The sequence below is a fragment of the Prevotella sp. E15-22 genome (assembly GCF_023204875.1).
In the GTDB taxonomy this organism is placed as follows: Bacteria; Bacteroidota; Bacteroidia; order Bacteroidales; family Bacteroidaceae; genus Prevotella.
In genome coordinates, this window is record NZ_CP096247.1 from 2,760,143 (window position 1) to 2,786,937 (window position 26,795).

General features: G+C 48.1%; 26 protein-coding genes. 11 read left to right on the forward strand and 15 right to left on the reverse strand.

Translation table 11 applies throughout. From position 1 onward, the window contains the following. Entirely contained in the window at window positions 1-141 is a 141-nt protein-coding gene (locus M1D30_RS11265; protein WP_248504016.1) for a hypothetical protein, read from the forward strand. Here the strand turns inward: M1D30_RS11265 and M1D30_RS11270 are convergent. Beyond that, window positions 135-2,312, reverse strand: a complete 2,178-nt coding sequence (locus M1D30_RS11270; protein WP_248504017.1) for a helix-turn-helix domain-containing protein — start codon at window positions 2,310-2,312, stop codon at window positions 135-137. The two genes, M1D30_RS11265 and M1D30_RS11270, sit on opposite strands and share 7 nt — an antisense overlap. Window positions 2,313-2,413: 101 nt before the next feature. Between M1D30_RS11270 and M1D30_RS11275 the strand changes: the two genes are divergently transcribed. Continuing rightward, the gene (locus tag M1D30_RS11275; RefSeq protein ID WP_248504018.1) at window positions 2,414-3,904 is read left to right on the forward strand and encodes a beta-glycosidase; all 1,491 of its coding nucleotides are present in this window, start codon (window positions 2,414-2,416) and stop codon (window positions 3,902-3,904) included. 197 nt (window positions 3,905-4,101) lie between these two features. Here the strand turns inward: M1D30_RS11275 and M1D30_RS11280 are convergent, their stop codons facing one another. Beyond that, window positions 4,102-4,608 carry a thioredoxin family protein gene (locus M1D30_RS11280; RefSeq protein ID WP_248504020.1) on the reverse strand — a complete coding sequence of 169 codons (507 nt, stop codon included), beginning with the start codon at window positions 4,606-4,608 and terminating at the stop codon, window positions 4,102-4,104. Between the two features lie 3 nt (window positions 4,609-4,611). Further along, window positions 4,612-5,340 carry a peptidylprolyl isomerase gene (locus M1D30_RS11285; RefSeq protein WP_248504022.1) on the reverse strand — a complete coding sequence of 243 codons (729 nt, stop codon included), beginning with the start codon at window positions 5,338-5,340 and terminating at the stop codon, window positions 4,612-4,614. A 99-nt stretch (window positions 5,341-5,439) separates the two neighbouring features. Between M1D30_RS11285 and M1D30_RS11290 the strand changes: the two genes are divergently transcribed. From M1D30_RS11290 to M1D30_RS11300, 3 genes are all read left to right on the forward strand, one after another. Further along, on the forward strand, window positions 5,440-5,970 hold the full coding sequence (locus M1D30_RS11290) for a hypothetical protein (RefSeq protein ID WP_248504023.1): 531 nt from the start codon (window positions 5,440-5,442) through the stop codon (window positions 5,968-5,970). A 5-nt stretch (window positions 5,971-5,975) separates the two neighbouring features. After that, window positions 5,976-6,491, forward strand: coding sequence for an NUDIX domain-containing protein (locus M1D30_RS11295; RefSeq protein WP_248504025.1), 516 nt, complete (start codon window positions 5,976-5,978; stop codon window positions 6,489-6,491). A gap of 112 nt (window positions 6,492-6,603) precedes the next feature. Then, a complete protein-coding gene (locus tag M1D30_RS11300) occupies window positions 6,604-7,563 on the forward strand; it encodes a LuxR C-terminal-related transcriptional regulator (protein ID WP_248504026.1) in 960 nt (319 codons plus the stop codon). Here the strand turns inward: M1D30_RS11300 and M1D30_RS11305 are convergent. Next, complete coding sequence (locus M1D30_RS11305) at window positions 7,560-8,099, reverse strand: flavodoxin (RefSeq protein ID WP_248504028.1); 540 nt, start codon at window positions 8,097-8,099, stop codon at window positions 7,560-7,562. The two genes, M1D30_RS11300 and M1D30_RS11305, sit on opposite strands and share 4 nt — an antisense overlap. Window positions 8,100-8,132: 33 nt before the next feature. Next, window positions 8,133-9,548: a sodium:alanine symporter family protein gene (locus M1D30_RS11310; RefSeq protein WP_248507835.1), complete on the reverse strand. Its 1,416-nt coding sequence runs from the start codon at window positions 9,546-9,548 to the stop codon at window positions 8,133-8,135. 145 nt (window positions 9,549-9,693) lie between these two features. On the opposite strand from M1D30_RS11310, the gene M1D30_RS11315 reads away from it, so the two are divergent. From M1D30_RS11315 to M1D30_RS11340, 6 genes are read left to right on the forward strand one after another with little or no spacing between them, the layout of a single operon-like run. After that, window positions 9,694-10,950 (forward strand): 3-phosphoshikimate 1-carboxyvinyltransferase, encoded by a 1,257-nt coding sequence (locus M1D30_RS11315; RefSeq protein ID WP_248504029.1) that lies wholly within the window; start codon window positions 9,694-9,696, stop codon window positions 10,948-10,950. Window positions 10,951-10,984: 34 nt separating this feature from the next. Further along, a complete protein-coding gene (locus M1D30_RS11320) occupies window positions 10,985-11,182 on the forward strand; it encodes a hypothetical protein (RefSeq protein ID WP_248504031.1) in 198 nt (65 codons plus the stop codon). Between the two features lie 14 nt (window positions 11,183-11,196). Next, window positions 11,197-14,085, forward strand: coding sequence for a tetratricopeptide repeat protein (locus tag M1D30_RS11325; protein WP_248504032.1), 2,889 nt, complete (start codon window positions 11,197-11,199; stop codon window positions 14,083-14,085). Window positions 14,086-14,106: 21 nt separating this feature from the next. Next, entirely contained in the window at window positions 14,107-15,690 is a 1,584-nt protein-coding gene (locus M1D30_RS11330) for a bifunctional response regulator/alkaline phosphatase family protein (protein WP_248504033.1), read from the forward strand. Window positions 15,691-15,696: 6 nt separating this feature from the next. Next, entirely contained in the window at window positions 15,697-16,104 is a 408-nt protein-coding gene (gene tsaE, locus M1D30_RS11335; protein WP_248504038.1) for a tRNA (adenosine(37)-N6)-threonylcarbamoyltransferase complex ATPase subunit type 1 TsaE, read from the forward strand. A gap of 43 nt (window positions 16,105-16,147) precedes the next feature. Then, complete coding sequence (locus M1D30_RS11340) at window positions 16,148-18,673, forward strand: hypothetical protein (protein ID WP_248504040.1); 2,526 nt, start codon at window positions 16,148-16,150, stop codon at window positions 18,671-18,673. 155 nt (window positions 18,674-18,828) lie between these two features. Here the strand turns inward: M1D30_RS11340 and M1D30_RS11345 are convergent, their stop codons facing one another. The 10 genes from M1D30_RS11345 to secY form a co-directional block, all read right to left on the reverse strand. Beyond that, window positions 18,829-20,760, reverse strand: a complete 1,932-nt coding sequence (locus tag M1D30_RS11345; protein ID WP_248504042.1) for a hypothetical protein — start codon at window positions 20,758-20,760, stop codon at window positions 18,829-18,831. Window positions 20,761-21,115: 355 nt separating this feature from the next. Then, the gene (gene rplQ, locus M1D30_RS11350; RefSeq protein WP_248504043.1) at window positions 21,116-21,640 is read right to left on the reverse strand and encodes a 50S ribosomal protein L17; all 525 of its coding nucleotides are present in this window, start codon (window positions 21,638-21,640) and stop codon (window positions 21,116-21,118) included. An 80-nt stretch (window positions 21,641-21,720) separates the two neighbouring features. Next, window positions 21,721-22,713 carry a DNA-directed RNA polymerase subunit alpha gene (locus M1D30_RS11355; RefSeq protein ID WP_248504045.1) on the reverse strand — a complete coding sequence of 331 codons (993 nt, stop codon included), beginning with the start codon at window positions 22,711-22,713 and terminating at the stop codon, window positions 21,721-21,723. 14 nt (window positions 22,714-22,727) lie between these two features. Beyond that, window positions 22,728-23,336 (reverse strand): 30S ribosomal protein S4, encoded by a 609-nt coding sequence (rpsD, locus tag M1D30_RS11360; protein WP_248504050.1) that lies wholly within the window; start codon window positions 23,334-23,336, stop codon window positions 22,728-22,730. Between the two features lie 49 nt (window positions 23,337-23,385). After that, complete coding sequence (gene rpsK, locus M1D30_RS11365) at window positions 23,386-23,775, reverse strand: 30S ribosomal protein S11 (RefSeq protein ID WP_248504051.1); 390 nt, start codon at window positions 23,773-23,775, stop codon at window positions 23,386-23,388. A gap of 32 nt (window positions 23,776-23,807) precedes the next feature. Then, window positions 23,808-24,188, reverse strand: a complete 381-nt coding sequence (rpsM, locus tag M1D30_RS11370) for a 30S ribosomal protein S13 (protein WP_027448994.1) — start codon at window positions 24,186-24,188, stop codon at window positions 23,808-23,810. A gap of 113 nt (window positions 24,189-24,301) precedes the next feature. Beyond that, entirely contained in the window at window positions 24,302-24,418 is a 117-nt protein-coding gene (gene rpmJ / locus M1D30_RS11375; RefSeq protein WP_009160995.1) for a 50S ribosomal protein L36, read from the reverse strand. 14 nt (window positions 24,419-24,432) lie between these two features. Further along, window positions 24,433-24,651 carry a translation initiation factor IF-1 gene (gene infA / locus M1D30_RS11380; RefSeq protein WP_091818946.1) on the reverse strand — a complete coding sequence of 73 codons (219 nt, stop codon included), beginning with the start codon at window positions 24,649-24,651 and terminating at the stop codon, window positions 24,433-24,435. 10 nt (window positions 24,652-24,661) lie between these two features. Next, the gene (gene map / locus M1D30_RS11385) at window positions 24,662-25,447 is read right to left on the reverse strand and encodes a type I methionyl aminopeptidase (protein WP_248504053.1); all 786 of its coding nucleotides are present in this window, start codon (window positions 25,445-25,447) and stop codon (window positions 24,662-24,664) included. Window positions 25,448-25,449: 2 nt separating this feature from the next. Beyond that, on the reverse strand, window positions 25,450-26,793 hold the full coding sequence (gene secY, locus M1D30_RS11390) for a preprotein translocase subunit SecY (RefSeq protein ID WP_248504058.1): 1,344 nt from the start codon (window positions 26,791-26,793) through the stop codon (window positions 25,450-25,452). Window positions 26,794-26,795 lie beyond the last annotated feature (2 nt).

Sequence of the window (26,795 nt, forward strand, 5' to 3'; positions counted from 1 at the left end):
ATGAAGAAATCATATAAGAAACCCACCATGTGCGTGGTGCCGATTAAGTATCCAAGTTATTTGCTGGCTGGTAGTCCATTAAAAGGAAAATTTGATGATAATGAAAATTACGAAGATTGGGATTTTGACGGTGCTCAATAGACAGTCATCATCAAACGAATCTCATCAAAAGTAATCTCAGCCGGACAGGCATTTTTAATGGGAGTGGCACCACAGTCCACTCCCATTTTTCGAATGGCTTTCAGGATAAGCTGCTGATGTTCTGGTAAGACAAGTGCATCCAACGACACCTCACCTGTTTTAAGATAACGACTCAGATGACCAAACACCGTACCCAATGTTAAACCGCGTTCGGCGGCGATATTCTCTGGGGTCTTTCCCTGCTTATATAGAGACAAAGAAATCTCCCAAGTTTTTGGCTTAGGTTCCTTGGCGGGCTTCGGTGCCTTGGGTTTCCTTGCACGCTTCGTTTTCAGCGCATCCTCATCCAGCGCATCCAGCATCGACATCTGCTTCTCGTGCAGATAAGCACTAACTGAGAATTCTTGTTCCATCATCTTCGTGAGCAGATAGCGGCGCGAGAGCCATGCCTGGCGTAGGTCGGGCAAAAGTGTCGCGAGACGACGGCCAGCCTGTTTATTGTTTGTTTCCACCTTAGCGGTGAGTTCAATCGGTTTGGTCAGAATATCACGCAGTTGGTCGGCAAAATACTCGGCACTGCGCTTCACACGTTCCAAGAAGTCGACATCATGCAGGTCCTCGAAAGACATAGACTGGATTTTCTGTTGCCACTTGGCCGACACGGCAACGACGCGCTGTTGCAAGTCCAGCAGGGTCTGGTCGTGCAACTGTTTCAGCGAGGCATGACTATGATAGAAAAACTCTGCAAAGAGTCGTACCAGTGATTCCTGAAGGGCAAAGATCGTACGGAAATCAAAGAGTTGGAAGAGCAGATAGCGCTCGTACTCCTGTTTCAGCACCGGCAGTTGACAGATGCTACGCTCGGCCTCATACTCCTGCTGGGCAATATAGCTATCCACACGCTCGTCGTTGATGATGGCACGCTCTTCCAAAGGTGTGGCCAGCACCAACCCCTCTAACGAACGACAGCGACTCAGAGCCACATATACCTGACCCGGGGCAAAGCTCTGGTTAGCATCGATGATGGCACGGTCGAACGTCAGACCTTGACTTTTGTGGATGGTGATAGCCCACGCCAATCGCAGAGGCAATTGCTTAAAGGTGCCCTGCACCTCGGCTTCTATCTCACGGGTCTTCTCGTTCAGCGAATAACGTGTGTTTTCCCATTCCAGAGGCTCCACCTCAATCGCCTCATCATCACCTTCACAATACACTGTGAGGCGATCGTCGGCAGCCTCCATCACCCGTCCGATGCGACCATTATAATAACGGTGATTGCCCGAGGGGTCGTTCTTCACAAACATCACCTGAGCGCCTTTCTTCAGCACCAGCGTCTCGGCCGTGGGATAGGCATAATCCGGGAAAGTGCCGCGCACCTCGGCATGATAGCGAAAGGCATGCCCAGGCAGTTTCCCCAATTCCGACTCGTTATAGAAGTTGGCCAGGTTGTTGTGGGTGGTCAAGCGGATATAAGGTTCCTCGGGACTGGGAATGAACGCGGGCTTACAACGTGCATTCAACTGCGACAAAGCCTGCGTGGAGGGATGCCCCTCGCGCACCTCGTTCAGGATCTGGATAAAGGAGGCATCCTGCTGGCGATACACATGTTCCAGTTGGATGGTTACATAGTCAATCTGTTGCAGTGCTTTTGAGCCAAAGAAATAGGGCGTATCGTAATAAGGCTTCAGCATGCGTTCGTCCTCGGGTGTCATCACCGGTGTCAACTGTGCCAGGTCGCCAATCATCATCAACTGCACCCCGCCAAAGGGCTGACTATGGTCACGAAAACGACGCAACACGGCATCGATCGCATCAAGGAGGTCGGCACGCACCATGGATATCTCGTCGATAATCAGCAGGTCAATAGAAGCAATAATCTTTCGCTTCTCACGACTGAAGTCGAACTTACTCTCCATCTTGGCACCAGGCACATAGGGCGAGAAAGGCAACTGAAAGAACGAATGGATGGTGACACCACCGGCATTGATGGCAGCCACACCCGTAGGCGCCACTACAATGGGACGCTTGCGCGACTGTGCCATGACAGCCTTTAGAAAGGTGGTTTTACCCGTTCCAGCCTTACCTGTGAGAAAGATGCTGCGCCCTGTGTTTTCAACGAAATCCCATGCGGTGAGCATCTCGTTATTGGTCTCAAAAGAGTGATTCTCCATAAACAATCAAAATAATCTCTGCAAAAGTACTAAAAATAAAAGGAATTTACGTATCTTTGTGCACTGATTTAAGAGTATTTAATGCGACAATAACAAAAAACATGAAACAAACCATCATTCTATCCTTTCTCCTGTCAGGCTCATTGGCACTTCAAGCACAAAGCGTAACGAAGTACACCACCACTGAGAAAACCACATGGCAAAAGTCGAAGGCCACATTAGCATCGAAGGCCAACGGCACATTGGTAGCCACCATCAGCGGCGACGAAGCCGGAACCACGTTCCGTGCCTGGGGCACCACGTTCAACGAGCTGGACTGGGATGCCTTCAACCTGCTGAGCCGCGACGATCAGGACGAGGTGATGCGCAACCTCTTTGCCCCCGATGGCGACCTGCACTTTACGCATGGCCGCGTGTCCATGAACGCCAACGACTATGCCCGCTCGTGGTATCAGTGCGACGATGTGGTGGGCGACCTCAGTCTGAAGCACTTCAATATCGAACGCGACAAACAGAATATCATTCCACTGGCTCGCGCAGCCCAGAAATACTGTCCGCAGCTGCAGTTATTCATGAGTCCGTGGAGTCCGCCAGCATGGATGAAGATCAACCAAGACTACTGCGTGCTGAGCAGTCCGTATAACAAACAGCCCAAGGAGAAAGACTATCTGCTCTATGACGGTGCTGTGGACCCCGACGAGATGAAGCTCATGGGCGACCGCAACGGTGTCTTTCCACGTCGTTTGGCCACACAAGACTACTTCATTCAGGATCCACGCTATCTGCAGAGCTATGCCAACATGTTCTGTCGCTTCATCGACCTCTATGCCGAACAGGGCCTGCCCATCACCAAGGTCATGTATCAGAACGAGGCCTACAGCTATACCCCCTACCCCGGTTGTGCCTGGACAGCAGAAGGCACCCTGCGCTTCAACAATCAATACCTGGCCCCCACCCTTCGCCAGCAGCATCCTGAGGTAGAACTGTGGATAGGCACCTTCAACACCAACCGATTGGACTATGTGCAGAAGATCATCGACGACCCCACCCTACAATCCAACGTCAAAGGCATTGCCACCCAATGGGAATGCCGCGAGAACCTGCCACAACTCAAAGAGCGCTATCCGAAGTTGCGCCTCATGATGAGCGAGAGCGAGTGTGGCAACGGCTCCATGGACTGGCGTGCCGGCGAGCACACGTTCTTCCTGCTCAGCGACAACCTGGGCAATGGCTGCGACGAATATTACAACTGGAACTTCATCCTCACCGACAACGGACAGTCCACATGGGGATGGACCCAGAATGCCCTCATCCAGGTGGACAGCAAGACGCGCCTGAAGCGCTACACCGCAGAATACTATGCCTATAAGCATTTCTGTCAGTTCGTTGGTCCTGGCACCCAGATCATCGCCTATGGTGGCAGAAGTCTCAGCAAGACGCCCGTGGTGGTGTTCCGCGATGGTCAGCGCCTCATCGTCACTGCAGGCAATCTAACCAACGAAAAAGCAGACTTGTGTGTGAACATCAAAGGCAAGTACCTGAACATCACGGCCCAACCTCACTCGTTTAATACGTATGTGATTGGGAAATAAGTATCCATGCTACCACGGCTTGGTAGCCTGACTACCAACGCTTGGTAGTGTGGCTACCAAAGCCTGGTAGCGTGCCTACCAAAGCTTGGTACTGTGCCTACCAAAGCTTGGTACTGTGAGTAACCATCTGCCGCGAAACAGATGACTCACTGTAGAAAAAAAATGGCATGATAAAGGGTTTGTGAAGGGATAAGGCCTTAGTGTTTCTTAACGGCCTGGGGTGTCCAGTTCTTTAAGAAACGAAGCACCTTGGCTTGATTATAGCTCTTGCCTTCCTCCAGGAAACTGGAGTCCTGGATATGAAGAACTTTTCCCTGACCATCGAGGACGACAAAGACGGGGAAACCGAAACGGGCGGGATTGTCGAGGCGCTTAAGCATGGACTGCGTCTGAGCAGTCTTCTCGGCATCTTGCGACTTGCGGGGGTTATAGTTCACATGAATATATACGAAGTTCTGGTCGATGACCTGACTGATGGTGGTATCTTTGGTGACAAAGTCGGCAAAGCGAAGACACCAAGGACACCAGTTGCCTCCCACCTGACAGACCACAAACTTGCCACTACTCTTGGCTTGAGCCAGAGCCTCATCAATCTGTGTCATGGGATTGATTTCCTCGTTATAGACCTTCTTTAAAGCGGTCTGCGCATGAGCAGACAACGAAAGCAAGGCGACAAAGAGCACAAAAACAAATATCTTTTTCATAGCTTATTCAATAACTGTCATTCGCATTTCAATATCGTCGACAGGACGATCGGCACGACCCGTAGCTGTGCCCTGAATCATCTCTACCACATCAAGACCTTCTTCCACCTCGCCAAACACAGTGTACTGGCCATCCAAATGAGGTGTACCGCCAATGGTGGAATAGAGCGTCAACTGCTCTTCGGAAAGACCGTCCTTACCAACCTTATTTTCAGCCTCAGCAACCAGTTTGTCCTGCAAAGTCTGCAAGCCCTCACGGTTTCTGTTGCGACGCATCTGCATAATCTCTTCACGATGGGCAGCAGCAAGCGTATTGAACGCATCCTGAACCTTCTGCATGCGCAACTGCTTGGAGAACTGACGTAACTGACCTTCGTTATACACCTGTCCCCAAACGATATAGAACTGTGAGCCACTACTGCGACGTTCGGGGTTCACCTCATCACCCTGACGGGCAGCAGCCAAGGCGCCGCGCTTATGGAAGATGCCATCCTTGATCTCGGCCTCGAGCGTGTAGTCGGGGCCACCGACACCCAGCATCTTACCAGCAGGAGCACCTTTTGAATCAGGATCACCGCCCTGAATCATAAAATCCTTGATGACACGATGGAACAGGGTGCCGTCATAATAGCCTTCCTTGGCCAGTTTCAAGAAGTTATCACGGTGAATAGGGGTCTCGTCGTAAAGACGTACGACGATATCACCCAACATGGTTTCAATCTTTACTCGCATACCAGATATTTTTTATTTTTTTGTAATATTGGCTGCAAAGATAGTAATAATTCTCGGTTTTTCAGTACTTTTGCAGGTAGATTTAATAAGATTTGTAATATGGAGAATTTTGAAGACACACTGCGCCACGACCTGCACCAGTTTCTGCAGAGCATCAAAGAGGTGGACGAACGACTGCCCGAATGTCCTGATGTGGAGGAAAAATGGGAGGCGGTGGCCAAAGCTTATATTCCCGACGGCATCCGCGAGTTTCAGGACTTTCCTTCGGCCTCACTGGGCTGGATGATGTATCTGGGCATGGCCGTGGCTAAGATGTGGGATACGGAGTGGGAGATCTATTCGAAGATTGAAGATCTCTATGGCTATATGCGCGACAAGCGAGGCTATGATGCCATGGACGAATATATACGTGAAGAGGTGCTTTTACTGGAGGGTATCGACTATACCGTATTAGAAAAGTTGACAGGTGAATGCGCCTCACGTGTGTATAACGCCTTGATGCGCCAACACTTTGAACCTGGCACCAAGGACGCCTTCAATGGATTTGTGAGCTGTCTGCATCAGCTCTACCTGATGGGAGCAGCCGTGCAACTGAAGCGCATGGGGTATCATATGACTAAGATGAACTAAGCGATATGGACAACCTTAAAGAGAAATTCCCGATTGTTGACGAGGAGGGATGTGTGGTTGGCTCTGCCACACGAGGTGAATGCCATAATGGCTCCAGACTGCTGCACCCCGTGGTACACTTGCACGTGTTTAATACGGCTGGTGATATCTATCTGCAGAAACGCCCAGAATGGAAGGATATACAACCTGGCAAATGGGACACCGCCGTTGGTGGTCATATGGACTATGGCGAGACACCCGAAGAGGCTCTTAGACGCGAGGTGCGCGAGGAGTTGGGCATCACCGACTTTACGCCGGAATTCATCGGAAAATATGTGTTTGACAGTAAGCGCGAGCGCGAGTTGGTATATGTGAACCGCACAATATACGACGGACCAGTAAGGCCATCGACGGAGGAATTGGACGGCGGACGATTCTGGACGATGGCAGAGATACGTGAGGCCATGGGCAAGGACATACTGACGCCCAACTTTGAAAGTGAGTTCAAGCGGTGTTTCGGTGAGGAAGCAGGACTCATATAAAGTAGGTATTACATATACCTAAAAATGATGAAATAGCACGCAGACTCTTGTGCGTTTCATGAAAAACGAGTACTTTTGCAGCGTTCTAAACCACAATAAATAGGTAAGCACAATGAAGAACATGAAGATGTATGAGCCCAGCGACAAGATGATAACGCTGATTAAGGACAACTACAGTGTGCTGCAGGCACTGGGCGCTTTTGGCATTAACCTTGGCTTCGGTGACAAGACTGTCAGTGAAACCTGCGAGATGAATGGTGTAGATACCTACACCTTTCTGGCGGTGGTAAACTTCACCATTAACGATTATGCCAACTTTGAGGATGATGAGCAGATTAGTGTGCCCACCCTGCTGCATTATCTGAAAGCCAGTCATACCTATTATTTGGATTTCCAATTGCCCTTTATCCGCCGCGAGTTGCAAGAAAGCATCAGTGAGAACGATCCGCTGGGCATGCTTATCATGAAGATATACAATGAGTATGCCCAAGAAATTCGCCGGCACATGAAATATGAAGAGAAGACGCTCTTCCCCTACGTGGAGTCATTGCTGGAGGGACGTCCGCTGAACGACTATAACGTTGAGATGTTCTCAAAGCATCATGACCAAACGGACAAGACGCTGCGCGAGTTGAAGCTCATGATTATCAAGTACCTGCCTGCCGACAACCTGCACAACAACCAACTCACGGCAACGCTCTATGATATCTATAACAACGAGGAGTGGCTGAAACAGCATGCCGAGGTGGAGGACCACATCTTTACACCCGCCATCAAACGACTGGAACGACTGGTGAGGAAGGATGATGTGTCGAGAAACATCTCGTCAATGGTATTTAAGGGAGGACAAGACAATAATGAGGCCCTGTCCGACCGAGAGAGGGAGGTCATCATCGGTGTGGTGCAGGGCCTACAGAATAAGGAGATAGCCGACAGGCTATTTATTTCAGTTAATACGGTTATCACGCATCGACGCAACATTGCCCGCAAACTGCAGATTCACTCGCCAGCGGGACTTACCATCTATGCCATTGTCAACGGACTGGTAGATATATCGAGCGTGAAACTCTAATCTTTCTTATATTTTTTCGTCTTCAGGAACTGGCCGACTTCTTTCTCGGCCTCAGCAATACGTGCTTTGCGCAAGCCAAAGCCATCGACAACCGTTGCCTTTGGAAGGGCTTTTCGCAACGCATCGGTTGAGGTCTCGAGGCCACTGGTGCCAAAGGTACAGAAAGGAACAACGGTCTTACCTGAGAAGTCCTGCTCGTTCAACAGGGTATAAATGGGATTGGCATAGGTGCCAAACCAAATGGGATAACCCAGAAAGACAACGTCATAGTCGGCAATTTTCTTGGTAAGAGGTTTTAATGCTGGCCATTCTTTACTTTGCATCTCACGCTGTCCACGCTGAATGGTTTCCTGGAAGTTTCCCGTATAGGGCGTGACACACTCGATACTCTCGATATCAGCAATCAATTGTTTTTGCAACTCCTGGGCAACCGTCTTGGTTGTACCAGTCTCGGAATAATAAAGCACCAGCATCTTCTGTGCTGACATGGTGGCAGTAGCAAGGAGCGCCACCAGCGAAAGGATTAGTTTTTTCATCTTTTTTTATGGTTTTAGGGTTCATTCTCTTCTTTACTCCCAGCAATCCAAATCTTTTTCAAGCTCTGGAAACTGGTCTCGATGAAACACAGGTTCTTTAATACCCTGCCGTTTCTGCTGACGATAATCATCGAGCAGGCGGAAAGCATAGCGACCCAGCAGGACGATGGCAACGAGGTTACAAGCCGTGAGGCAAGCCATGAAGAAATCAACGATATTCCACACTAACTCGAAACTGGCCATGGCACCAAACATCACCATCACACCTGCAGAACAAATGCGATAGATGGTCATCACCCGGGTATTAGAGGTGATAAAGCGGATATTCGCTTCGCCATAGTAATAGTTGCCAATAATACTTGAAAAAGCGAAAAGAAAGATGGCTATGGCCACAAAAATGGGGCCCAAGGCGCCAATCTCATTTTGCAAGGCTGACTGTGTAAGGGCAATGCCATTCAATTCTGGAATAGAATAGAGTCCACTGATTAATATGATAAAGGCCGTACACGAGCAAACAAGAAGGGTGTCGGTGAAAACACCCAAGGCCTGAATGAGTCCCTGCTTGACAGGGTGCGACACGGCTGCCGTGGCAGCCACATTAGGCGCACTGCCCTCACCAGCCTCGTTAGAGAACAGACCACGTTTGACACCATACATGATGGTAGCACCAAGTCCGCCTCCAGCCACCTGTTCTATACCAAATGCATCGAGTAGGATGATGCGAAGCACATGGGGTATCTGTCCAATATTCATGGCAACAATCACCACAGCCAGCACCACATAGCCGATGGCCATGACGGGAACAAGGACACTACTGACGTGAGCAATGCGCTGAATACCGCCAAAGACAATAAACAGTGCCGTGACCGTCAGTATGACGCCCACCCAGAAAGGCGACCATCCAAAAGCCTCGTTCATAGCGCCACAGATGGTATTGGCCTGGATAGAGTTATTGGAAAGACCAAACTGACAGGTGATAAGCACGGCAAAAAGAACTGCCATCCAGCGTTGATGCAGACCACGCTGAATATAATAGGCAGGACCACCGATAAAGGAATCCTTATGTTTTTGCTTGAACAACTGGGCAAGCGTAGACTCAACAAAAGCCGTGGCCGAACCGACAAGGGCAATGACCCACATCCAGAATACGGCACCTGGGCCACCAACAGCTATAGCCGAGGCCACACCCGCCAAGTTACCGGTGCCAACACGGGTAGCAACACTGACGGCAAAGGCCTGGAACGACGAGATATGCTTGCGGCCAGAGCCTGCGCCACCTGCCGTATCGACGGCGGAATCGGCCAGCAAACGAATCATCTCGCCCACCATTCGGAACTGAACAAAACGCGTGCGCCATGTGAACCAAAGTCCGCAGCCTACCAAAACACCTATGAGCAGATACGCCCACAGTGCATCATTAATCGTTGTTATAAGATTGTTAAAGTCCATGTTTCTGGCCACAAAATTACTGAGAATATAACTAACTGCCAAATCTTTAATCATAATTTTTTGTGAGAGGGCACGGATTGATAGGAGAAACGTTTGGCTATTTCGATAAAATTTGGTACTTTTGTACCATCATTAATTCATTGAAATGACAACATACAGCATTACTAAACCGGAGCGACTGCAGGCCACCATCAAACTGCCCGCATCGAAAAGCATATCAAACAGAGCCCTCATTATTCATGCGCTGACAGGAGGTAGCATGCTACCAGAGAACCTAAGCGACTGTGACGACACAGAGGTGGTTATCCATGCACTGGAACAAATGCCCGAGGTCATTGACATCAAAGCTGCGGGCACGGCCATGCGCTTTATGACGGCCTTCCTGGCAACTACGGAGCATGGCGAGCACACCATCACTGGAACAGACCGCATGCAACACCGCCCCATCAAGATTCTGGTTGACGCACTGCGACAACTGGGAGCTGACATTGCCTATGAAAAGGAAGAGGGTTTTCCACCACTTCGGATAAAAGGTTCCACTTTGGACGGCGGTTCGCTGGAGGTGGCTGGCAACATCAGTTCGCAATACATATCGGCACTGTTGCTCATTGGTCCGATGCTGCGTAAAGGATTATCATTGCGACTGCTGGGCGACATTATCTCACGCCCATACATCGACCTGACACTATGGACGATGCGCGAGTTTGGCGCAGATGCTGAATGGACTTCTGTAGACACTATCACCATTCAGCCCAAGCCCTATGAGAGTAGGCCATACGTCATCGAGAACGACTGGAGCGCTGCCAGCTATTGGTACGAGATTATGGCGCTGAGCGACGACCCTGAGGCAGAGATCTGTCTGGAAGGTCTGATGGATGGTTCGAAGCAGGGCGACTCGAGCGTTCGCTATATATTCAGTCTGCTGGGAGTCAAGACGACCTTCGGCACCAAGAAGTCGGGCGTTCCGACAAAGGTAACGCTGACGAAGAGTGGACACAGGGTGAACCGATTGGAATACGACTTCGTAAACGCCCCCGACCTGGCGCAGACCTTTGTGTGCACCTGCTGCGCATTGGGCATACCTTTCCACTTTACCGGGTTACAGACACTAAAGATAAAAGAGACTGACCGCATGGCAGCCTTGAAGAAAGAGATGAGTAAGCTTGGTTACTTACTGGAGGACATTGACGGACGCGAACTGAAATGGGATGGAACGACGACTCAGGTCATCGGCACACAGACTGCCATTGACACCTACGACGACCACCGCATGGCACTGGCTTTTGCCCCACTGGCCATGAAGAATGCTATCTGCATCAATAACCCACAGGTGGTTTCAAAGTCGTATCCGCGGTTCTGGGATGATCTGAGGGCTGCCAACTTTACTATCCAACAATTGTAACTCAACATTCGACATTATATACATGCAATTTGCAATGATTTGTTTTGGAGCCCTCATCATGCTGGGGCTCGTAGCCGCACTGGCTTCCATGCTATCAAAAGGAGGTACTGACGAACCTATCGTAGAGGCACACGACTGCGCTTCGTGCAGCAGTAAGGTGTCGGGCGACTGTAAGATTGCCTGCCTGATGGAGGAGAAAAAACTTAAGGAAGGCAATAAAACAGAAGATTAGGAGTTTTATTATTGATGCGCAGATACTCATACATAGTACTTTTCTTCGCCATCAGCATTCTGATGGTGGCATGCTCTGCGCATAAAAACACAGCAAAAAGCCGATTCTGGCAATCGTTTACAGCCAAATACAACACATACTACAATGGTTCATTGGCCTATACTGACGGTACACTTGAGAAGGAGAAGGGACATAAGGACAACTTCACCGAGATTCTGCCACTAAACACCGTGGGGAGCAAACAAAGTCGTACATTGGGTAAAGGAAACTTTGACCGAACCATTGAGAAGATGGAGAAGACCATTAAGCTTCACTCCATCAAGGCAAAGCCGGAATGGACAAAGACAAGACGTAAGACGGCACGCGACAAGGAATGGCTGGGACGCAAGGAGTATAACCCATTCCTATGGAAAGCTTGGCTCATGATGGGACAGGCGCAATACCAGAAAGGGGAGTTTGACGAGGCTGCTGCCACGTTTAGTTACATGGCCCGACTCTATCAGACGCAACCACTGCAGAATGGTATTGCACGTGCTTGGCTGGCCCGTTGTTACGTGGAGCTGGACTGGCTCTACGATGCGGAGGACGTGATACGCAACATGAGTCGCGACTCTATGCACTATCAAGCTAAGAAAGACTGGGATGCCACTTATGCGGACTATTACCTGAAAACGGGTGAGTTTGAGAAGGCTGTACCCTATCTGCGACAGACCATCCGTCACGAGAAGCGCAAGACACAGAAGGCGCGCGAGTGGTTCCTGATGGGGCAGATACAGAGCACATTGGGCAAACGCGAGGAGGCTTATAAGGCCTATCAGAAAGCCATCCGACAGAACCCTCCGTACGAATTGGAGTTCAACGCTCGCATTGCTCAAACAGAGGTTATGGCAAAGGGCAACTATAAAAAGATGATTGCCCGTTTGAACCGTATGGCCCATTCGGATAATAACAAGGATTATCTGGATCAGGTGTACTATGCTATCGGCAATATACACATGATGCAACGCGACACCATAAAAGCCATCGCAGCCTATGAGAAAGGTAACGAGAAAGCCACACGCAATGGCATTGAGAAGGGTGTGTTGTTGCTGAAACTGGGTGACCTGTATTGGACCAAGGAGAAATATAATGACGCACAGCGATGCTATGGCGAGGCGATAGGACTACTGGATAAGGAGCGGCCTGACTACGAGGAGCTATCGAAACGCTCAAAGGTGCTTGATGAACTGGTGCCTTTTACGGATGCTGTACACCTGCAAGACTCGCTGCAGGAGTTGGCCAACATGAGCGAGAAGGACCGCATGGCCGCCATCGACCGCGTGATTGAAGCATTGAAGAAGAAAGAGAAGGAGGAGCGGAAGAAAGCACAGGAGGCTGAGGTTGAAAAGGCTTTGGCAAAGCAAGAGAACACTGGCAATCGCCTACAAACGAACAAGCCAACAAACACTGCCGCGGTGAGCAACGGTCAGTGGTATTTCTACAACCAGATGGCTGTGAGCCAAGGTAAACAGACCTTCCAAAAGCAATGGGGAAAGCGCGAGAATGCCGACGACTGGCAGCGCACCAACAAAACGGTGGTAGGCAGTTTAAGTATGCCGGACGATACCGAGGTTCCCGACTCGCTGGAGAACATGGATTCACTGGCTGACATGGAGACACCTGCCGACAGCCTTGCTACCGAGAGCGATTCGCTGGCAAACGATCCACATAACCGCGAATACTACCTGGCACAAATTCCTTTCTCTGACGAGCAAAAAGCCGAGAGCGACCTGATTATTATGGATGGACTGTATAACTCGGGCGTCATCTTCAAGGATAAACTTGAGAACCTGGCTTTGGCAGAGAAGCAACTGGTGAGACTAACAGGGCACTATCCTGACTTCGAGAACCTGGATCAGGCATGGTATCACCTCTTCTTATTGTATTCAAGACAGGGTGATTCCGTGGCTGCCAACAATTGCCTGGCACGACTGATAGAGAGTTATCCTGAGAGTGAATGGACCATTCTGCTCAACGACCCATACTTTGAAGAGAACGCACGCTTTGGCGAGCATATAGAAGACTCTATCTACGGGGCCACCTACGATGCCTTCAAAGAAGGAAAGCACAATATTATCCATGCCAATGCGAAGTTGTCGGAGGAGCGATTCCCCCTGGGTGACAACAGAGCGAAATTTATCTTCATCAACGGACTGAGTCTGCTGAACGAAGGCGACGCCAAAGGTTGCGTGAACGAGCTGAAGACTGTGATAGAGAAATATCCGCAGAGCGAGGTGACCGAGATGGCGGGCATGATTATCAAAGGCGTGCAGGAGGGCAGAACGCTACATGGCGGCACCTTTAACCTGGACGATATATGGTCAAGGCGTGACGTGACACTGGATCTTGACTCTACAAGCACCGACACACTATCGGCCGACCGTAACGTGCCGTTCCTCTTTATGCTGGGTTACCAGCCTGACTCGGTCAACGAGAATCAGTTGCTTTACGAGATGGCACGATTTAACTTCTCGAACTTCCTGGTGCGTAATTTCGACCTAGAGATAGAACGTGAGCAAGGCTTCTGCCGCATGCTTATACGTGGTTTCCTAAGTTTCGACGAAGCACTGCAATATGCGCGTCAGCTCTATGCTTCCGAAACAATGGCGCGTGCTTTAAGACATTGTCGCAGTCTGGTTATCAGCGAGCATAACCTGACGCTGATTGGCAGCAGGTATAGCTATAAGGACTATGACACATTCTATGAACGGGTGTTCCTGCCGATGCCAATTAGCAACGAGGAACTACTGAACATCCCCACCTATATTGGTAATGAGGAGAACGAAGAGAGTGACGAGACCATGGAGGACGAGCCACGGAAAAATGCTCCAATAGAGGATGATGATGACTTTGATCTTTGGTAAAACCAACATTCTTGAAGGGAAATGACAAACGGACAATTACTTTGGGTAGACGACGAGGTGGAACAACTGAAGGGCCACATCATCTTTCTCGAGAAAAAGGGCTACGACGTGACGACTGTTAGCAATGGTACAGACGCCATTGACATATGTAAGGAGCGGTCGTTCGACCTAGTGTTGCTGGACGAGCAGATGCCAGGACTCAGCGGACTGGAGACTCTTCAGCGCATCAAAGAGATTTCGCCTGCCACACCCATTGTCATGGTGACCAAAAGTGAGGAGGAGAATATCATGGAGCAGGCCATCGGACAAAAGATTGCCGACTACCTGATAAAGCCCGTGAACCCCAACCAGATTCTGCTGGTGCTCAAGAAAAACATTCACCGCCGGGAGATAGAAACAGAGGTTACGCAGAGTCGATATCAGCAGCAGTTCCAGCAGATTGCCATGCAGATAATGGACTGCAACACATGGCAGGACTGGATGACTGTTTATAAACAGTTGGTGCATTGGGAACTACAACTGTCGAGCACCGACTCGCAGATGACAGAGATGCTGGCCATGCAGAAAGAGGAAGCTAACATTGGGTTTGCGAAGTTCGTGAAGAAAAACTACCTGAACTGGGTGTCTGCCCTTAACAACCCGAACATCCCTGCCAACGCTGACGCCAACCATCACCCGCTACTCTCTCCTGAGATTTTCAAAACTAAGATATTCCCTCATCTGAACCAGAAGGAGAAGGTGTTCCTTGTGGTGATGGACAATTTCCGTTACGACCAGTGGCGCATGCTGGCACAAGAGATTGGCGACCAATTTGACCTGGACGAGGACCTGTATTTCTCGATTCTGCCTACTGCAACTCAATATGCACGTAATGCCATCTTCAGCGGTTTGATGCCCAACAAGATTGCGAAGATGTTTCCTGAACTATGGGTTGATGAAGATGAGGAGGAGGGCAAGAACCTGAACGAAGGACCTCTGATCAAGACACAACTGGAACGTTATCGCAGACATGAGTCGTTCTCGTATAACAAGATTAACTCGTCGGCCGATGCTGAGAAGTTTATGCAACAGTTGAACCAACTGGACAAGAACGACCTGAATGTAGTGGTATTCAATTTCATCGACATGCTGAGTCATGCTCGAACGGAATCGAAGATGGTGCGCGAACTGGCCAACAACGAGTCGGCCTACCGTAGCATCACTCTGTCATGGTTCCGCCATTCGGTCATTGCTGAGTTCTTCCGCTGGCTGGCGCAGACAAACTATAAGGTAATTGTGACCACCGACCATGGTTCCATCCGATGCACAAAACCGGTGAAGATTGTGGGCGACAGAAACACGAACACCAACTTGCGGTACAAGTTGGGCAAGAGTCTGGGGTACGACTCAAAGGATCTCTTTGTGGTAAAAGACCCTGCACAGGCACAACTGCCGTCGCCCAACCTATCGACAAGCTACGTTTTTGCCACGGGTGACTCGTTCTTTGCCTATCCGAATAATTACAACTATTACGTATCATACTATAAGGACACATTTCAACATGGCGGCATCTCAATGGAGGAGATGATTATTCCGCTCATTACAATGACAGGAAAGAAAAGATAAAAGACTATGGAAATCAAGATTAAGAGTATAGACACCATCCGCGAGTCGGCTCGCGAGTTTATTGAAAACATTGGTGAGAGCAAGGTGTTTGCTTTCTATGGCAAGATGGGTGCAGGAAAGACAACGTTTGTGAAGGCCATCTGCGAGGAACTGGGTGTAGAGGATGTGATTACCAGTCCTACCTTTGCCATCGTCAACGAATATGAGGCTAAAGGACAGCCTATTTTTCACTTCGACTTCTATCGCATCAAGAAGTTGGACGAGGTATACGACATGGGGTATGAGGACTATTTTTACTCGGGCGCGCTTTGTTTCATTGAATGGCCGGAACTCATCGAGGAGTTATTGCCGGAGGATGCTGTGAAGGTGACCATCGGTGTGAACGACAACGACGAGCGTACTGTATCTTTTTAACGACTCAGGCCTGTTCTGACGAACAGCAAAAACAAAACTACTTATGAAGAAACTACTAACACTGGCGATAGCACTCTTTGGTCTTATCGCCTCGACAATGGCATCAAATGGCGAAAGTGCCATGAAGGCCGACTTGATTCAGATGCTGGCCAACTTTGCTTCTTACATGAAGAACGACTTTCAGGAGTGCCAGGCGCCTAACAGTCAGAACGAACTCTGCGGTTGTTTCAAGGGCGAGAACACCATGGCCAACGACGAACGGGGGGTTCGACCTAATGCCGACTTGTCGATGATCTGCGCGTTTCTCGTGAAATATGGCAAGGACAAGGTAACACTGCCTCAGGGTGTAACATGGAACGACCTCGAGACGATGGCGATGAAGAGTCTTGTCTTTGCATACAGCACGCATAAAGCAAACAAGTTGAAGGTATGTAAAGGCAACAACTACTGGGGCTCTACTTCTGCCAACGATGCTGTATGGGAAAGCTCGCTATGGGCCATGAGCGTGGCCTACTCGGCCTTCTTCCAATGGGACAGACTGAACGACAAGCAGAAGGGCTATATCTACAAGTTGCTGAAGGCAGAATGTAACTACGAACTGGAACGCCATATTCCCACTGGTTATGCTGGCGATACTAAGGCCGAGGAGAATGGCTGGGAGGCTGACGTATTGGCTGTCACATTAGGACTATTTCCTAACGACGCACTGGCTCCTCGTTGGTTTGAACGACTGCGTGAGTTTGCTATCAACAGTTATTCGCAAAAGGATGATGCCAGCGACAACACCGTCATCGATCCTGAATATGACAACAAGACGGTGAGAGACCTGTACAGAGGACAGAACCTTTACGATGACTATACTCTGCAAAACCACAACTATTTCCACACAAGCTATCAGAACGTGGTCATTCAGGAACTGGGTGAGGCGGCATTGGCTCTGAAACTATTCCAACAGGGACTTTATGGACAGGAGAGATGGAAAACAAACGCACTGATGCACAACAATGACAAGGTGATGAAGGAGGTGCTATATTGGCTAGCTCTCAGCGATGGTGAACTGGCCATGCCTAACGGCAACGACTGGAGTCTCTTTCTTTACGACCAGATTACGTCCTACTCTACCAACGCCTGTTTCCTGCGCGATCCGCATGCGTTGATGCTGGAGAACCTGGCATACCAGATGATTAAACATCGACAGCAAACAACCAGCGACGGCTCGTGGTTGCTGCGTGCCGACGTAGGTGCCCGCCGCATGGGGGTACAAGCTCATCGTGTGATGATGACGTGGTTAATGCACGAGATGATGTCTACGGCCGACCTCTCTCCCACTCCATGGTCTGAGTTCTGTAACGAGTATGCTGGTGCAAAGGTTCTATCATCGCAAAACATCGTGCGTGCGGCTACCAACAGTCGCTTTACTTGTTTTTCGTGGAGCCAGGGGCTTCGTAGTTATACGGGCTATATCGCGCCCATGGTGTCAAATACTACTTCGGACGTCAATCAGTCTGACTTCGCATCACTTGCTCCATCGTCCACCAACCTCATCGTCCCCTTCCGTGCCAACAATACGGGCAATTTCATTGGCTGGTACGACGTAAAGGGAAAGCGAACGAATGCCACGCCCGTAGTGTCGGGGGTCTACGGCCTACACGGGGATAGTTACATCATGAACGGTGAACTGAACACCAACGACAATGCGCTGAACAACCGCTTCGCCATCTACTCTACACCTGGCAATGCAGTCGTCTACATGGATTATGTCCGTGCAAACATGCCGTGCAGCATTACAACAGAGAAGGGAGGACTGATGGCCATCAGTGTGGACGAGATGACGAAAACGAAGCGTATGTTCTATGCACAAGATGGACAGAGAGAACTTGACGGAGCGGCGTTCACCACTATGAGTACGCCATGGGTTAACATTGACAATACGCTGGGCATCGTTACACTTGGCTGCAACAAACAGATGGCCTTTGGCGAACGCGCTAACAACAACTCGGTGCTCACGGCAAAACTCTATGCGCTATATAATGACTCCGTCCGTCATTACGAGCAGAACGACAGGGTTGACAAACGGACCGTGGTATACTATAGCAACACGACGGCTGATGCAACAAAGCGACTTTATGATGATTGCAGACAAGTTGCTACGCCAGAAGGATGGAGCGGCGTAATAGTTGCTGATCCTGATGGTACGAAGTTTTTTCTCCTCTGCAACTTTGTCGGCACAAGGGACTGTGTCGTCAGAAACGTCAATACAAGCCTCGGCAGCCCCGTTTTCTGCAACGAGACTACAATTACCAAGGAAGGAGCATCGGCTGCCTTTACAGCCGACGAGAATCATGCTATTGGCCATTCACTGAGGTTCTTTATCAAGGGTAATGGACTGAAAGCGTTTCTGGCATCCGACAATCCTTCGTGCATCCACGTGAGAAACGGCAAGAAAGGCAAAAACAGTTTTATTCTTAATGTCGTGGACAATGGAAAGGTTATCAGCAAAAGAATACGCATAAAACAAAGCGCAACGATAAGTATCGGCAACGGCGTCATTCTTTGCGATACAAAGTAATATACTTAGCTTGCATAAGTATCATCATTAGCAAGCGTAAGTATCATACTTAGCCGATATAAGTATGGCGTTTTAACCGCATAAGTATGGTATCAACAAAAAAAGCACTGCAAGTCTTGGGACTCGCAGTGCTTTTTATTATTGATGAATGATTCTTACTTAACCAGAACCTTCTTGCCGTTCATAATGTACAGACCCTTAGCAGCGTTAATCAGCTGACGACCCTGCAGGTCATACATAACGTTGGTCTTAGGAGTAACCTTCACCTCGTTTACGCCAGCATAAGCATTGGCCTCTACGAATGAAACATTAACAAGATAACGCCAGAAGTCCTTCTCGAAAGCAATCTTAGCATCGATAGTCTGACCAGCCTCCAGAGCAACACCGTAGTTAGAGATAGTAAGACCCAGGATACCGTCCTTAGTCTCATCCTCATTAGCCTCGAGAGTGATAACATTGTTTTGGTTTTCAGTCCAGTTACCGTTGGCGTCGATAGAGATACCTGCGCTCAGCTGAGCATCGCCATAAGCATCATCTTCGGTCACTGCATCAACATACTTAACCTTAATGGTCTTAGAATCATCAACGAACTTAGCGAAGTCAGATGCAGGTACTTCAAGAACCTGAAGAGCCTCGTTCAAATCGATAGTACCAGTGGTCTCACCTTCATTCTCTGCAGACAGAGGTACTCTTACGCTAGAAGAAGCAAGAACACGCTCGTTAGGAAGAACAACTCCGTCCTGGAAAGACAACTCCTCGAAACGGAAGAAGAGGTCAACGGGAACGTCCTTGTTCTTGTTACAGTTGAATGCGATAGTCTGACCGCCATTACCCTGAGAAGGAATAGTCTTGGGGTCCTCCTCGTCGTAACCGAACTCGAATGGAGTCCACTCCTCGCCTACGCTGAGAGAGCCAACGAAATCATAGTGGATATAGCCACCAGGTGTGGTGTGAATCTGAGTATCGATAGAGATTTCCTCTTCCAGAGGCTGACCGTCCTGTCTTGCTGCGCGTGCCCACATCTTGAATCTGAAGGGCTGGTTGGTCCTAAACTTGTGGCCAATCATAGCAAAGAACTGGGTTTGCCAGTCATTAAAGGCCTTATTATCACTACTTACAGAAGACAGGATTGTATCACCGTCTACAATAAGATACTTGTCATAGATAGGATTGCCATCATCGTCAACAGCAGGTTCGCCAATAGAGTCCTTCTGCTGAACGAAGGTATTCCATGCAACGGTAGAAACCTTCAAAGTAGGCTGACCATCAACAGGATCATCATAAACAACAGCAGGCTCGTCTTTACCAACAGCACCGTTACGCTGTGTAAAGGTTGTAAAATTACCAAATTTATCATTGGTCAAGGTTCCCTTTCTGAAGAAGTTTACCCAGTCGCCACCAACAGGTCCCGTAGTCTGTTCCTTCACTTCCAACTTAATCTCATCGAAGTAGAATACATTTCCTTCTTTATCAGTAGACAAGTTGAAAGCAACAGACTGGAAGTGCTTACCCTCGCCTTCCTTACACTGATCGGCAGAAACGATAATCTCGTCGGTAGTAATGGTCTGCCACTCGGTAGTCACATTAATATCACCAAACAACTGATAGTGGTTGTAGTCACCAGGAGCCCAGTGTGCCTGAGTCTCAGCCTTACCAGCCTTATCTGCACGTACCTTCATGGTCAAGCGTACCATTCTATCCTGAGGTATAGCCTCGGTAGCATAGATGAAGAACTGACAGTCCCAAGATGCCAAAGCGCCATTATTAGCAGTCTTGTTTTCACAAGAATCGGCAATGGCCTCACTACGTGCTACCACACGAGCACAATGGTTGTTGGGGTTCGTGGGGTCAACAACGATTGTTGCGGTACCCTGATACTGCTCCTCACCAATTTCATTCTTAGGAAACTCATGAGACCAGAAAGAGTTCCATGCTGCGCCTTCTGCCTGCATGGCCTCAAGGTTCTCATAGGCAGGTGATTCACCTTCCATGTTGCCATTAACAACAAGGTTCGTCCACTTCTTCTGTGCAGTAATACTACCACATACGATAAGCATGCCTGCAATCAAAGTAAAAACTTTCTTCATACTTTTTTGTTTAGAGGTTAATATTTATAAGTTAATAATTAAAAAGGTTTACTCTCAGTGTTATTGGTTCTCGATCAAATCAATGCTATTGGTTTTCAGTCAAATCATATTTACTGGTTCTCGGTCAAATCAACTTTATTGGTTCTCGGTCAAATCAACGTTATTGGTTAAATCGTTGCAAAGGTATACAATTCAACAAAAACAGCATCATTCATTCGTCTCATTTTCTTTTGTTTTTGTTTCATATAGGACTAAAAGGTCCGTAAAATAGCATATTTTCATAAAAAAAAGATGTCTGCACCATAATTGATGCAGACATCTTGCTATTGAGATAATCGATTGTTGATAATCGAAATTATTCAGCCTTCGGAGCCTCCTCGGCTGCGGGAGCCTCAGCAGCAACCTCCTCAGCAACGGGTGCTTCCTCAGCCTTAGCAGCTTCCTTTGCAGGAGCCTCAGCTTTGGTAGCCTTGCGAGAACGACGGGTAGCCTTCTTCTTGGTCTCAGTCTTTGCCATCTCGGGATCGAAGTCTACGAGCTCGATAAAGCAAACCTGAGCAGCGTCACCCTGACGAGCACCCAGCTTAATAATGCGGGTGTATCCACCGGGACGATCGCCAACCTTCTCACTTACAGTAGAGAAGAGCTCCTTGATAGCGTCCTTGTTCTGAAGGTAGCTAAATACTACACGACGTGAGTTTGTTGAATCCTCCTTAGCCTTAGTGATCAGGGGCTCAACATACTTCTTGAGGGCCTTTGCCTTGGCCACGGTCGTAGTGATTCTTTTGTGCATGATCAGCGAAATGGCCATGTTGGCAAGCATGGAAGCGCGATGAGATGCAGTACGACCGAGATGGTTGAATTTCTTATTGTGTCTCATTTTGTTTTTTTACTTTTATTGGGCGCAGAGTTTGTAAAGGCCATAAGGACCTTAATAACTAAGAACCTTAGGCCGTTATATTACTCCTTGTCCAGTTTATACTTTGAAATATCGGTTCCAAACGACAGATTCAGACTCTCGAGCAAATCATCAAGCTCAGTGAGCGATTTCTTACCAAAGTTACGGAACTTCAGGAGGTCTGTCTTGTTATACTGCACGAGATCACCAAGGGTCTCAACATCAGCAGCCTTCAGACAGTTCAGAGCACGAACAGAGAGGTTCATGTCAACGAGCTTAGTCTTAAGCAACTGACGCATATGCAGAATCTCCTCATCAAACTCCTGGTTACCCTCAACGTCATTGTTCTCGAGGGTAATCTTCTCATCAGAGAAGAGCATGAAGTGATAAATAAGGATCTTTGCAGCCTCTTTCAAGGCGTCCTTTGGGTGAATGGAACCATCCGTTGTAACCTCGAGTACAAGCTTATCGTAGTCAGTCTTCTGCTCAACACGATAAGGCTCTACAGCGAACTTAACATTACGGATTGGAGTGTAGATAGAATCAATGGGAATTACGTTAACGTCTGTACAGAACTCACGGTTCTCGTCAGAGGGAACGTAGCCACGACCTTTGTTCACGGTCAGATCTATCTGCATTGAAGCTTTTGAGTCGAGATGACAAATCACCAAATCGGGATTTAACACTTCAAATCCAGTCAGATACTTGCCGATGTCACCGGCCTTGAACTCAGTAGAATTCTCAACGGTGATGCTGACTTTCTCGTTCTCGAATTCTTCAACTATTTGCTTGAACCTTACTTGCTTCAGGTTCAAGATAATGTTGGTTACATCTTCCTTTACACCAGGTACAGATGAGAACTCATGCTCAACACCAGCAATACGAATGGTGTTGATAGCATAGCCCTCGAGCGATGAAAGGAGAATGCGGCGCAGGGCATTACCGATGGTTACACCGAAGCCCGGCTCCAACGGACGAAATTCGAACTTGCCGAACTTGTCGTTGGCATCCAACATTACCACTTTATCGGGTTTTTGAAATGCTAATATCGCCATTAATTCAATGATTTTTAGTTCTTAGAGTACAACTCAACGATTAACTGCTCCTTAATGCTCTCTGGAATATCGGCACGCTCAGGACGATGCAGGAACTTACCTGCCTTCTGAGACTCATCCCACTCAATCCAGGGATACTTGCTGTGATTAAAACCAGCCAGTGCATCACCAATAACCTCGAGAGACTTAGACTTCTCACGAACAGCGACAACCTGACCAGGCTTTACTGAGTACGAAGGAATGTTGACTACCTTACCATCAACAACAATGTGACGGTGACCTACCAACTGACGTGCAGCTGCACGGGTAGGAGCCAGACCCATACGGAAAACAATGTTATCAAGGCGGCATTCCAACAACTGAAGCAGCACCTCACCGGTGATACCTTCAGCTTTAGCAGCCTTCTCAAACAAAATACGGAACTGGCGCTCAAGCACTCCATAAGTGTACTTGGCTTTCTGCTTCTCTGCCAGCATGACTGCATACTCCGACTGCTTGCGGCGACGGTTATTGCCATGCTGTCCAGGAGGGAAGTTTCTCCTAGACAAAACTTTGTCAGCGCCGAAGATGGGTTCACCAAAACGGCGTGCAATTTTAGATTTCGGTCCAATATACTTTGCCATAACTCAAATAATAATTTCTATATAATAACGTTTAAACGCTCACGCCCTATTATACGCGACGACGCTTGGGAGGACGACAACCATTGTGTGGCAATGGAGTAACATCAACGATCTCCATAACCTCGATACCAGCACCATGTACGGCACGGATTGCTGACTCACGTCCATTACCGGGACCCTTTACATAAGCCTTAACCTTGCGCAGACCAAGATCAAAAGCAACCTTTGCGCAATCCTCAGCAGCCATCTGAGCTGCATAAGGAGTGTTCTTCTTAGAACCACGGAATCCCATCTTACCAGCTGATGACCAAGAGATAATCTGACCCTCGTCATTAGCCAACGAAACGATAATATTATTGAAAGAACTGTGAACGTGGAGCTGACCAATAGCGGTAACCTTCACGTTTCTCTTCTTTGAAGCGACTGTTTTCTTTGCCATAACTTTAAACTTTAAATTTTAAACTTTAAACTTTACTTAGTGGCCTTCTTCTTGTTTGCAACAGTCTTCTTCTTACCTTTACGGGTACGAGCATTGTTCTTGGTGCTCTGACCGCGAACAGGAAGACCATTACGATGACGGACTCCACGATAGCAACCAATATCCATCAGTCGCTTGATATTCAACTGGATCTCACTACGAAGATCACCCTCTACTTTGAATTCAGCGCCGATAATTTCACGGATCTTGGCTGCCTGGTCGTCGTTCCACTCGCTAACCTTCAGGTCGCGGCTGACGCCTGCCTTATCCAATATCTTTGCTGAACTACTTCGACCAATACCATAGATATAGGTCAATGCGATTTCGCCACGCTTATTCTGGGGCAAATCTACTCCAACAATTCTTATTGCCATTGTAATTAATAATGATAAAAAATAAAAATAAAATTTCGAAATCTTGCTAAAAAGCATGCAAAGTTACGAAGATTTTCTCAAACCTCCGCACTTTGTTATGCTTATTTAACACTTTAACCCTGACGCATCTTGTACTTAGGGTTCTTCTTGTTGATCACGAACAGGCGACCCTTACGACGAACGATCTTGCAGTCGGGAGTACGCTTTTTCAACGATGCTCTTGTTTTCATATCTCTAAATAAGTTTATTTGTATCGAAAAACAATTCTTCCTTTTGTCAAATCATAGGGGCTCATCTCAACCTTAACCTTATCACCGGGCAAGATTCGAATATAGTGCATTCTCATCTTTCCAGAGATATGGGCAATGATTTGTACCCCATTCTCAAGTTCTACGCGGAACATTGCATTCGAGAGCGACTCGATGATGGTTCCATCCTGCTCAATAGCGGATTGTTTTGCCATGCTTATTACTTTAGTTTGCTTCTATTTCTTCAAATGATGATAAAATCTCTGCTTCACCTCTACGAACGACTATTGTATGTTCAAAGTGCGCGGCTGGCATTCCGTCTCGTGTACAAACACTCCAACGATCAGTACCTAAGTAGATATCTCGCTTTCCCATGGTTATCATGGGCTCAATAGCGATGCACATACCTTCTTTCAGCATAATACCATTACCACGTCGTCCGTAGTTTGGAACTGGAGGATCTTCGTGCATTTCGCGTCCAATACCATGACCAGTAAGTTCTCTCACTACGCCATAATGCTCGGCTTCACAATAGTCCTGTACAGCAGCACTAATGTCTCCGAGGTGCTTCCCTGCCACAGCGTTCTTAATTCCCTCATAGAGAGATTGCTTTGTTACATGAAGTAATTTCTTAACTTCATCCGAGATTTCACCAACACAGAACGTATATGCAGAATCTCCATTAAAGCCATTGAGAAGCGTACCACAGTCGATAGAAATAATATCACCTTCCTTTAGTACCGTATTCTCATTAGGAACACCATGAACCACTACATCATTTACCGATGTGCAGATACTGGCAGGAAACGGCCCTCCATATGGATTGGGGAAGCCCTTAAATGTTGGAACTGCACCGTGGTCTCTGATAAACTCATCGGCCACTCGATCCAACTGGAGGGTCGTCACACCAGGTTTGATATGCTTTGCTAATTCGCCAAGTGTTTTACCAACGAGTTGGTTGGCTTGACGCATCAGCTCTATTTCATCCTCAGTTTTCAGAAATATCTTCATGCTTAGTAAGCGGCTACGCCACCACGGCCATGAATACGTCCTGAATTGAGCAAACCATCATAATGGCGCATCAGCAAATGGCTCTCAATCTGCTGGAGAGTATCGAGTACTACACCAACAAGAATCAGCAACGAAGTGCCACCGAAGAACTGGGCGAACTCCTGCTTCACATCCAACAATCCTGCAAAAGCAGGCATGATAGCAATGAAAGCAATAAAGAGTGAGCCAGGCAAAGTGATACGCGACATCACTGTATCAATGTACTCAGCGGTATCCTTACCAGGTTTAACACCAGGGATAAAACCGTTATTACGCTTCATATCCTCTGCCATCTGCGTTGGATTCAACGTGATAGCAGTATAGAAGTAAGTGAAAGCGATAATCAAAACAGCGAAGATGACATTATACAGCCAACTCTGGTGATCAGTCATAGAGCGCATGAACCAGCTAGCATCCTGAGGATTAGCATACTGAGCGATAGCCAAAGGAATGAACATCAGTGCCTGGGCAAAGATGATAGGCATTACATTGGCTGCGAACAACTTCAGCGGAATATACTGACGAGCGCCGCCATACTGTTTATTTCCAACAACACGCTTAGCATACTGTACGGGAATCTTGCGGACGCCCTGCACCAAAACAATAGCTGCGCAAACAACTGCATAAAGAATGATAATCTCGATGATAAACATCACCAGACCACCGCCCGTGATAGCCGCAAAGCGAGATGACACTTCTTGGTAGAAGGCCATTGGAAGACGAGCAATGATACCAATCATAATAATCAATGAGACACCATTACCTATACCCTTATCAGTTATGCGCTCACCCAGCCAAAGGATGAACATACTTCCTGCGGCAAGGATGATGGTAGCGGGAACCATGAACACAGGCCAATCGATACCCGATGCAAGAGCAGGACCAACCTGGAACTTAAGGTTAAAGAGGTAACTCGGTGCCTGAAACAGCAGGATTGCCACTGTCAGGTACCGAGTATACATACTAATCTTTTTACGTCCGCTCTCACCCTCACGCTGCATCTTTTGGAAATAAGGCACAGCTACAGCGAGAAGCTGCATAACGATAGAAGCCGAGATGTAAGGCATGATACCCAACGCAAAAATTGAAGCGTGGGAAAATGCGCCACCCGAGAACATATCAAGAAGTGACATCAGACCTTCTGCCGTCTGACTCTGCAACTTTTCAAGTCCATTATAGTCAATGCCCGGAAGCACGATTTTAGAACCGAAACGGTAAATTGCGACAAACAGGACTGTGATGAGGATGCGCTGACGCAGGTCCTCAATCTTCCAGATGTTCTTTAGGGTGTCTATAAACTTCTTCATTT

Excerpts from the sequence above, each read along its gene's own strand:
- M1D30_RS11265 (WP_248504016.1), top strand. The coding sequence starts at position 1 with ATGAAGAAATCATATAAGAAACCCACCATGTGCGTGGTGCCGATTAAG.
- M1D30_RS11270 (WP_248504017.1), bottom strand. The coding sequence starts at position 2,312 with ATGGAGAATCACTCTTTTGAGACCAATAACGAGATGCTCACCGCATGG.
- M1D30_RS11275 (WP_248504018.1), top strand. The coding sequence starts at position 2,414 with ATGAAACAAACCATCATTCTATCCTTTCTCCTGTCAGGCTCATTGGCA.
- M1D30_RS11280 (WP_248504020.1), bottom strand. The coding sequence starts at position 4,608 with ATGAAAAAGATATTTGTTTTTGTGCTCTTTGTCGCCTTGCTTTCGTTG.
- M1D30_RS11285 (WP_248504022.1), bottom strand. The coding sequence starts at position 5,340 with ATGCGAGTAAAGATTGAAACCATGTTGGGTGATATCGTCGTACGTCTT.
- M1D30_RS11290 (WP_248504023.1), top strand. The coding sequence starts at position 5,440 with ATGGAGAATTTTGAAGACACACTGCGCCACGACCTGCACCAGTTTCTG.
- M1D30_RS11295 (WP_248504025.1), top strand. The coding sequence starts at position 5,976 with ATGGACAACCTTAAAGAGAAATTCCCGATTGTTGACGAGGAGGGATGT.
- M1D30_RS11300 (WP_248504026.1), top strand. The coding sequence starts at position 6,604 with ATGAAGAACATGAAGATGTATGAGCCCAGCGACAAGATGATAACGCTG.
- M1D30_RS11305 (WP_248504028.1), bottom strand. The coding sequence starts at position 8,099 with ATGAAAAAACTAATCCTTTCGCTGGTGGCGCTCCTTGCTACTGCCACC.
- M1D30_RS11310 (WP_248507835.1), bottom strand. The coding sequence starts at position 9,548 with ATGGACTTTAACAATCTTATAACAACGATTAATGATGCACTGTGGGCG.
- M1D30_RS11315 (WP_248504029.1), top strand. The coding sequence starts at position 9,694 with ATGACAACATACAGCATTACTAAACCGGAGCGACTGCAGGCCACCATC.
- M1D30_RS11320 (WP_248504031.1), top strand. The coding sequence starts at position 10,985 with ATGATTTGTTTTGGAGCCCTCATCATGCTGGGGCTCGTAGCCGCACTG.
- M1D30_RS11325 (WP_248504032.1), top strand. The coding sequence starts at position 11,197 with ATGCGCAGATACTCATACATAGTACTTTTCTTCGCCATCAGCATTCTG.
- M1D30_RS11330 (WP_248504033.1), top strand. The coding sequence starts at position 14,107 with ATGACAAACGGACAATTACTTTGGGTAGACGACGAGGTGGAACAACTG.
- tsaE (WP_248504038.1), top strand. The coding sequence starts at position 15,697 with ATGGAAATCAAGATTAAGAGTATAGACACCATCCGCGAGTCGGCTCGC.
- M1D30_RS11340 (WP_248504040.1), top strand. The coding sequence starts at position 16,148 with ATGAAGAAACTACTAACACTGGCGATAGCACTCTTTGGTCTTATCGCC.
- M1D30_RS11345 (WP_248504042.1), bottom strand. The coding sequence starts at position 20,760 with ATGAAGAAAGTTTTTACTTTGATTGCAGGCATGCTTATCGTATGTGGT.
- rplQ (WP_248504043.1), bottom strand. The coding sequence starts at position 21,640 with ATGAGACACAATAAGAAATTCAACCATCTCGGTCGTACTGCATCTCAT.
- M1D30_RS11355 (WP_248504045.1), bottom strand. The coding sequence starts at position 22,713 with ATGGCGATATTAGCATTTCAAAAACCCGATAAAGTGGTAATGTTGGAT.
- rpsD (WP_248504050.1), bottom strand. The coding sequence starts at position 23,336 with ATGGCAAAGTATATTGGACCGAAATCTAAAATTGCACGCCGTTTTGGT.
- rpsK (WP_248504051.1), bottom strand. The coding sequence starts at position 23,775 with ATGGCAAAGAAAACAGTCGCTTCAAAGAAGAGAAACGTGAAGGTTACC.
- rpsM (WP_027448994.1), bottom strand. The coding sequence starts at position 24,188 with ATGGCAATAAGAATTGTTGGAGTAGATTTGCCCCAGAATAAGCGTGGC.
- rpmJ (WP_009160995.1), bottom strand. The coding sequence starts at position 24,418 with ATGAAAACAAGAGCATCGTTGAAAAAGCGTACTCCCGACTGCAAGATC.
- infA (WP_091818946.1), bottom strand. The coding sequence starts at position 24,651 with ATGGCAAAACAATCCGCTATTGAGCAGGATGGAACCATCATCGAGTCG.
- map (WP_248504053.1), bottom strand. The coding sequence starts at position 25,447 with ATGAAGATATTTCTGAAAACTGAGGATGAAATAGAGCTGATGCGTCAA.
- secY (WP_248504058.1), bottom strand. The coding sequence starts at position 26,793 with ATGAAGAAGTTTATAGACACCCTAAAGAACATCTGGAAGATTGAGGAC.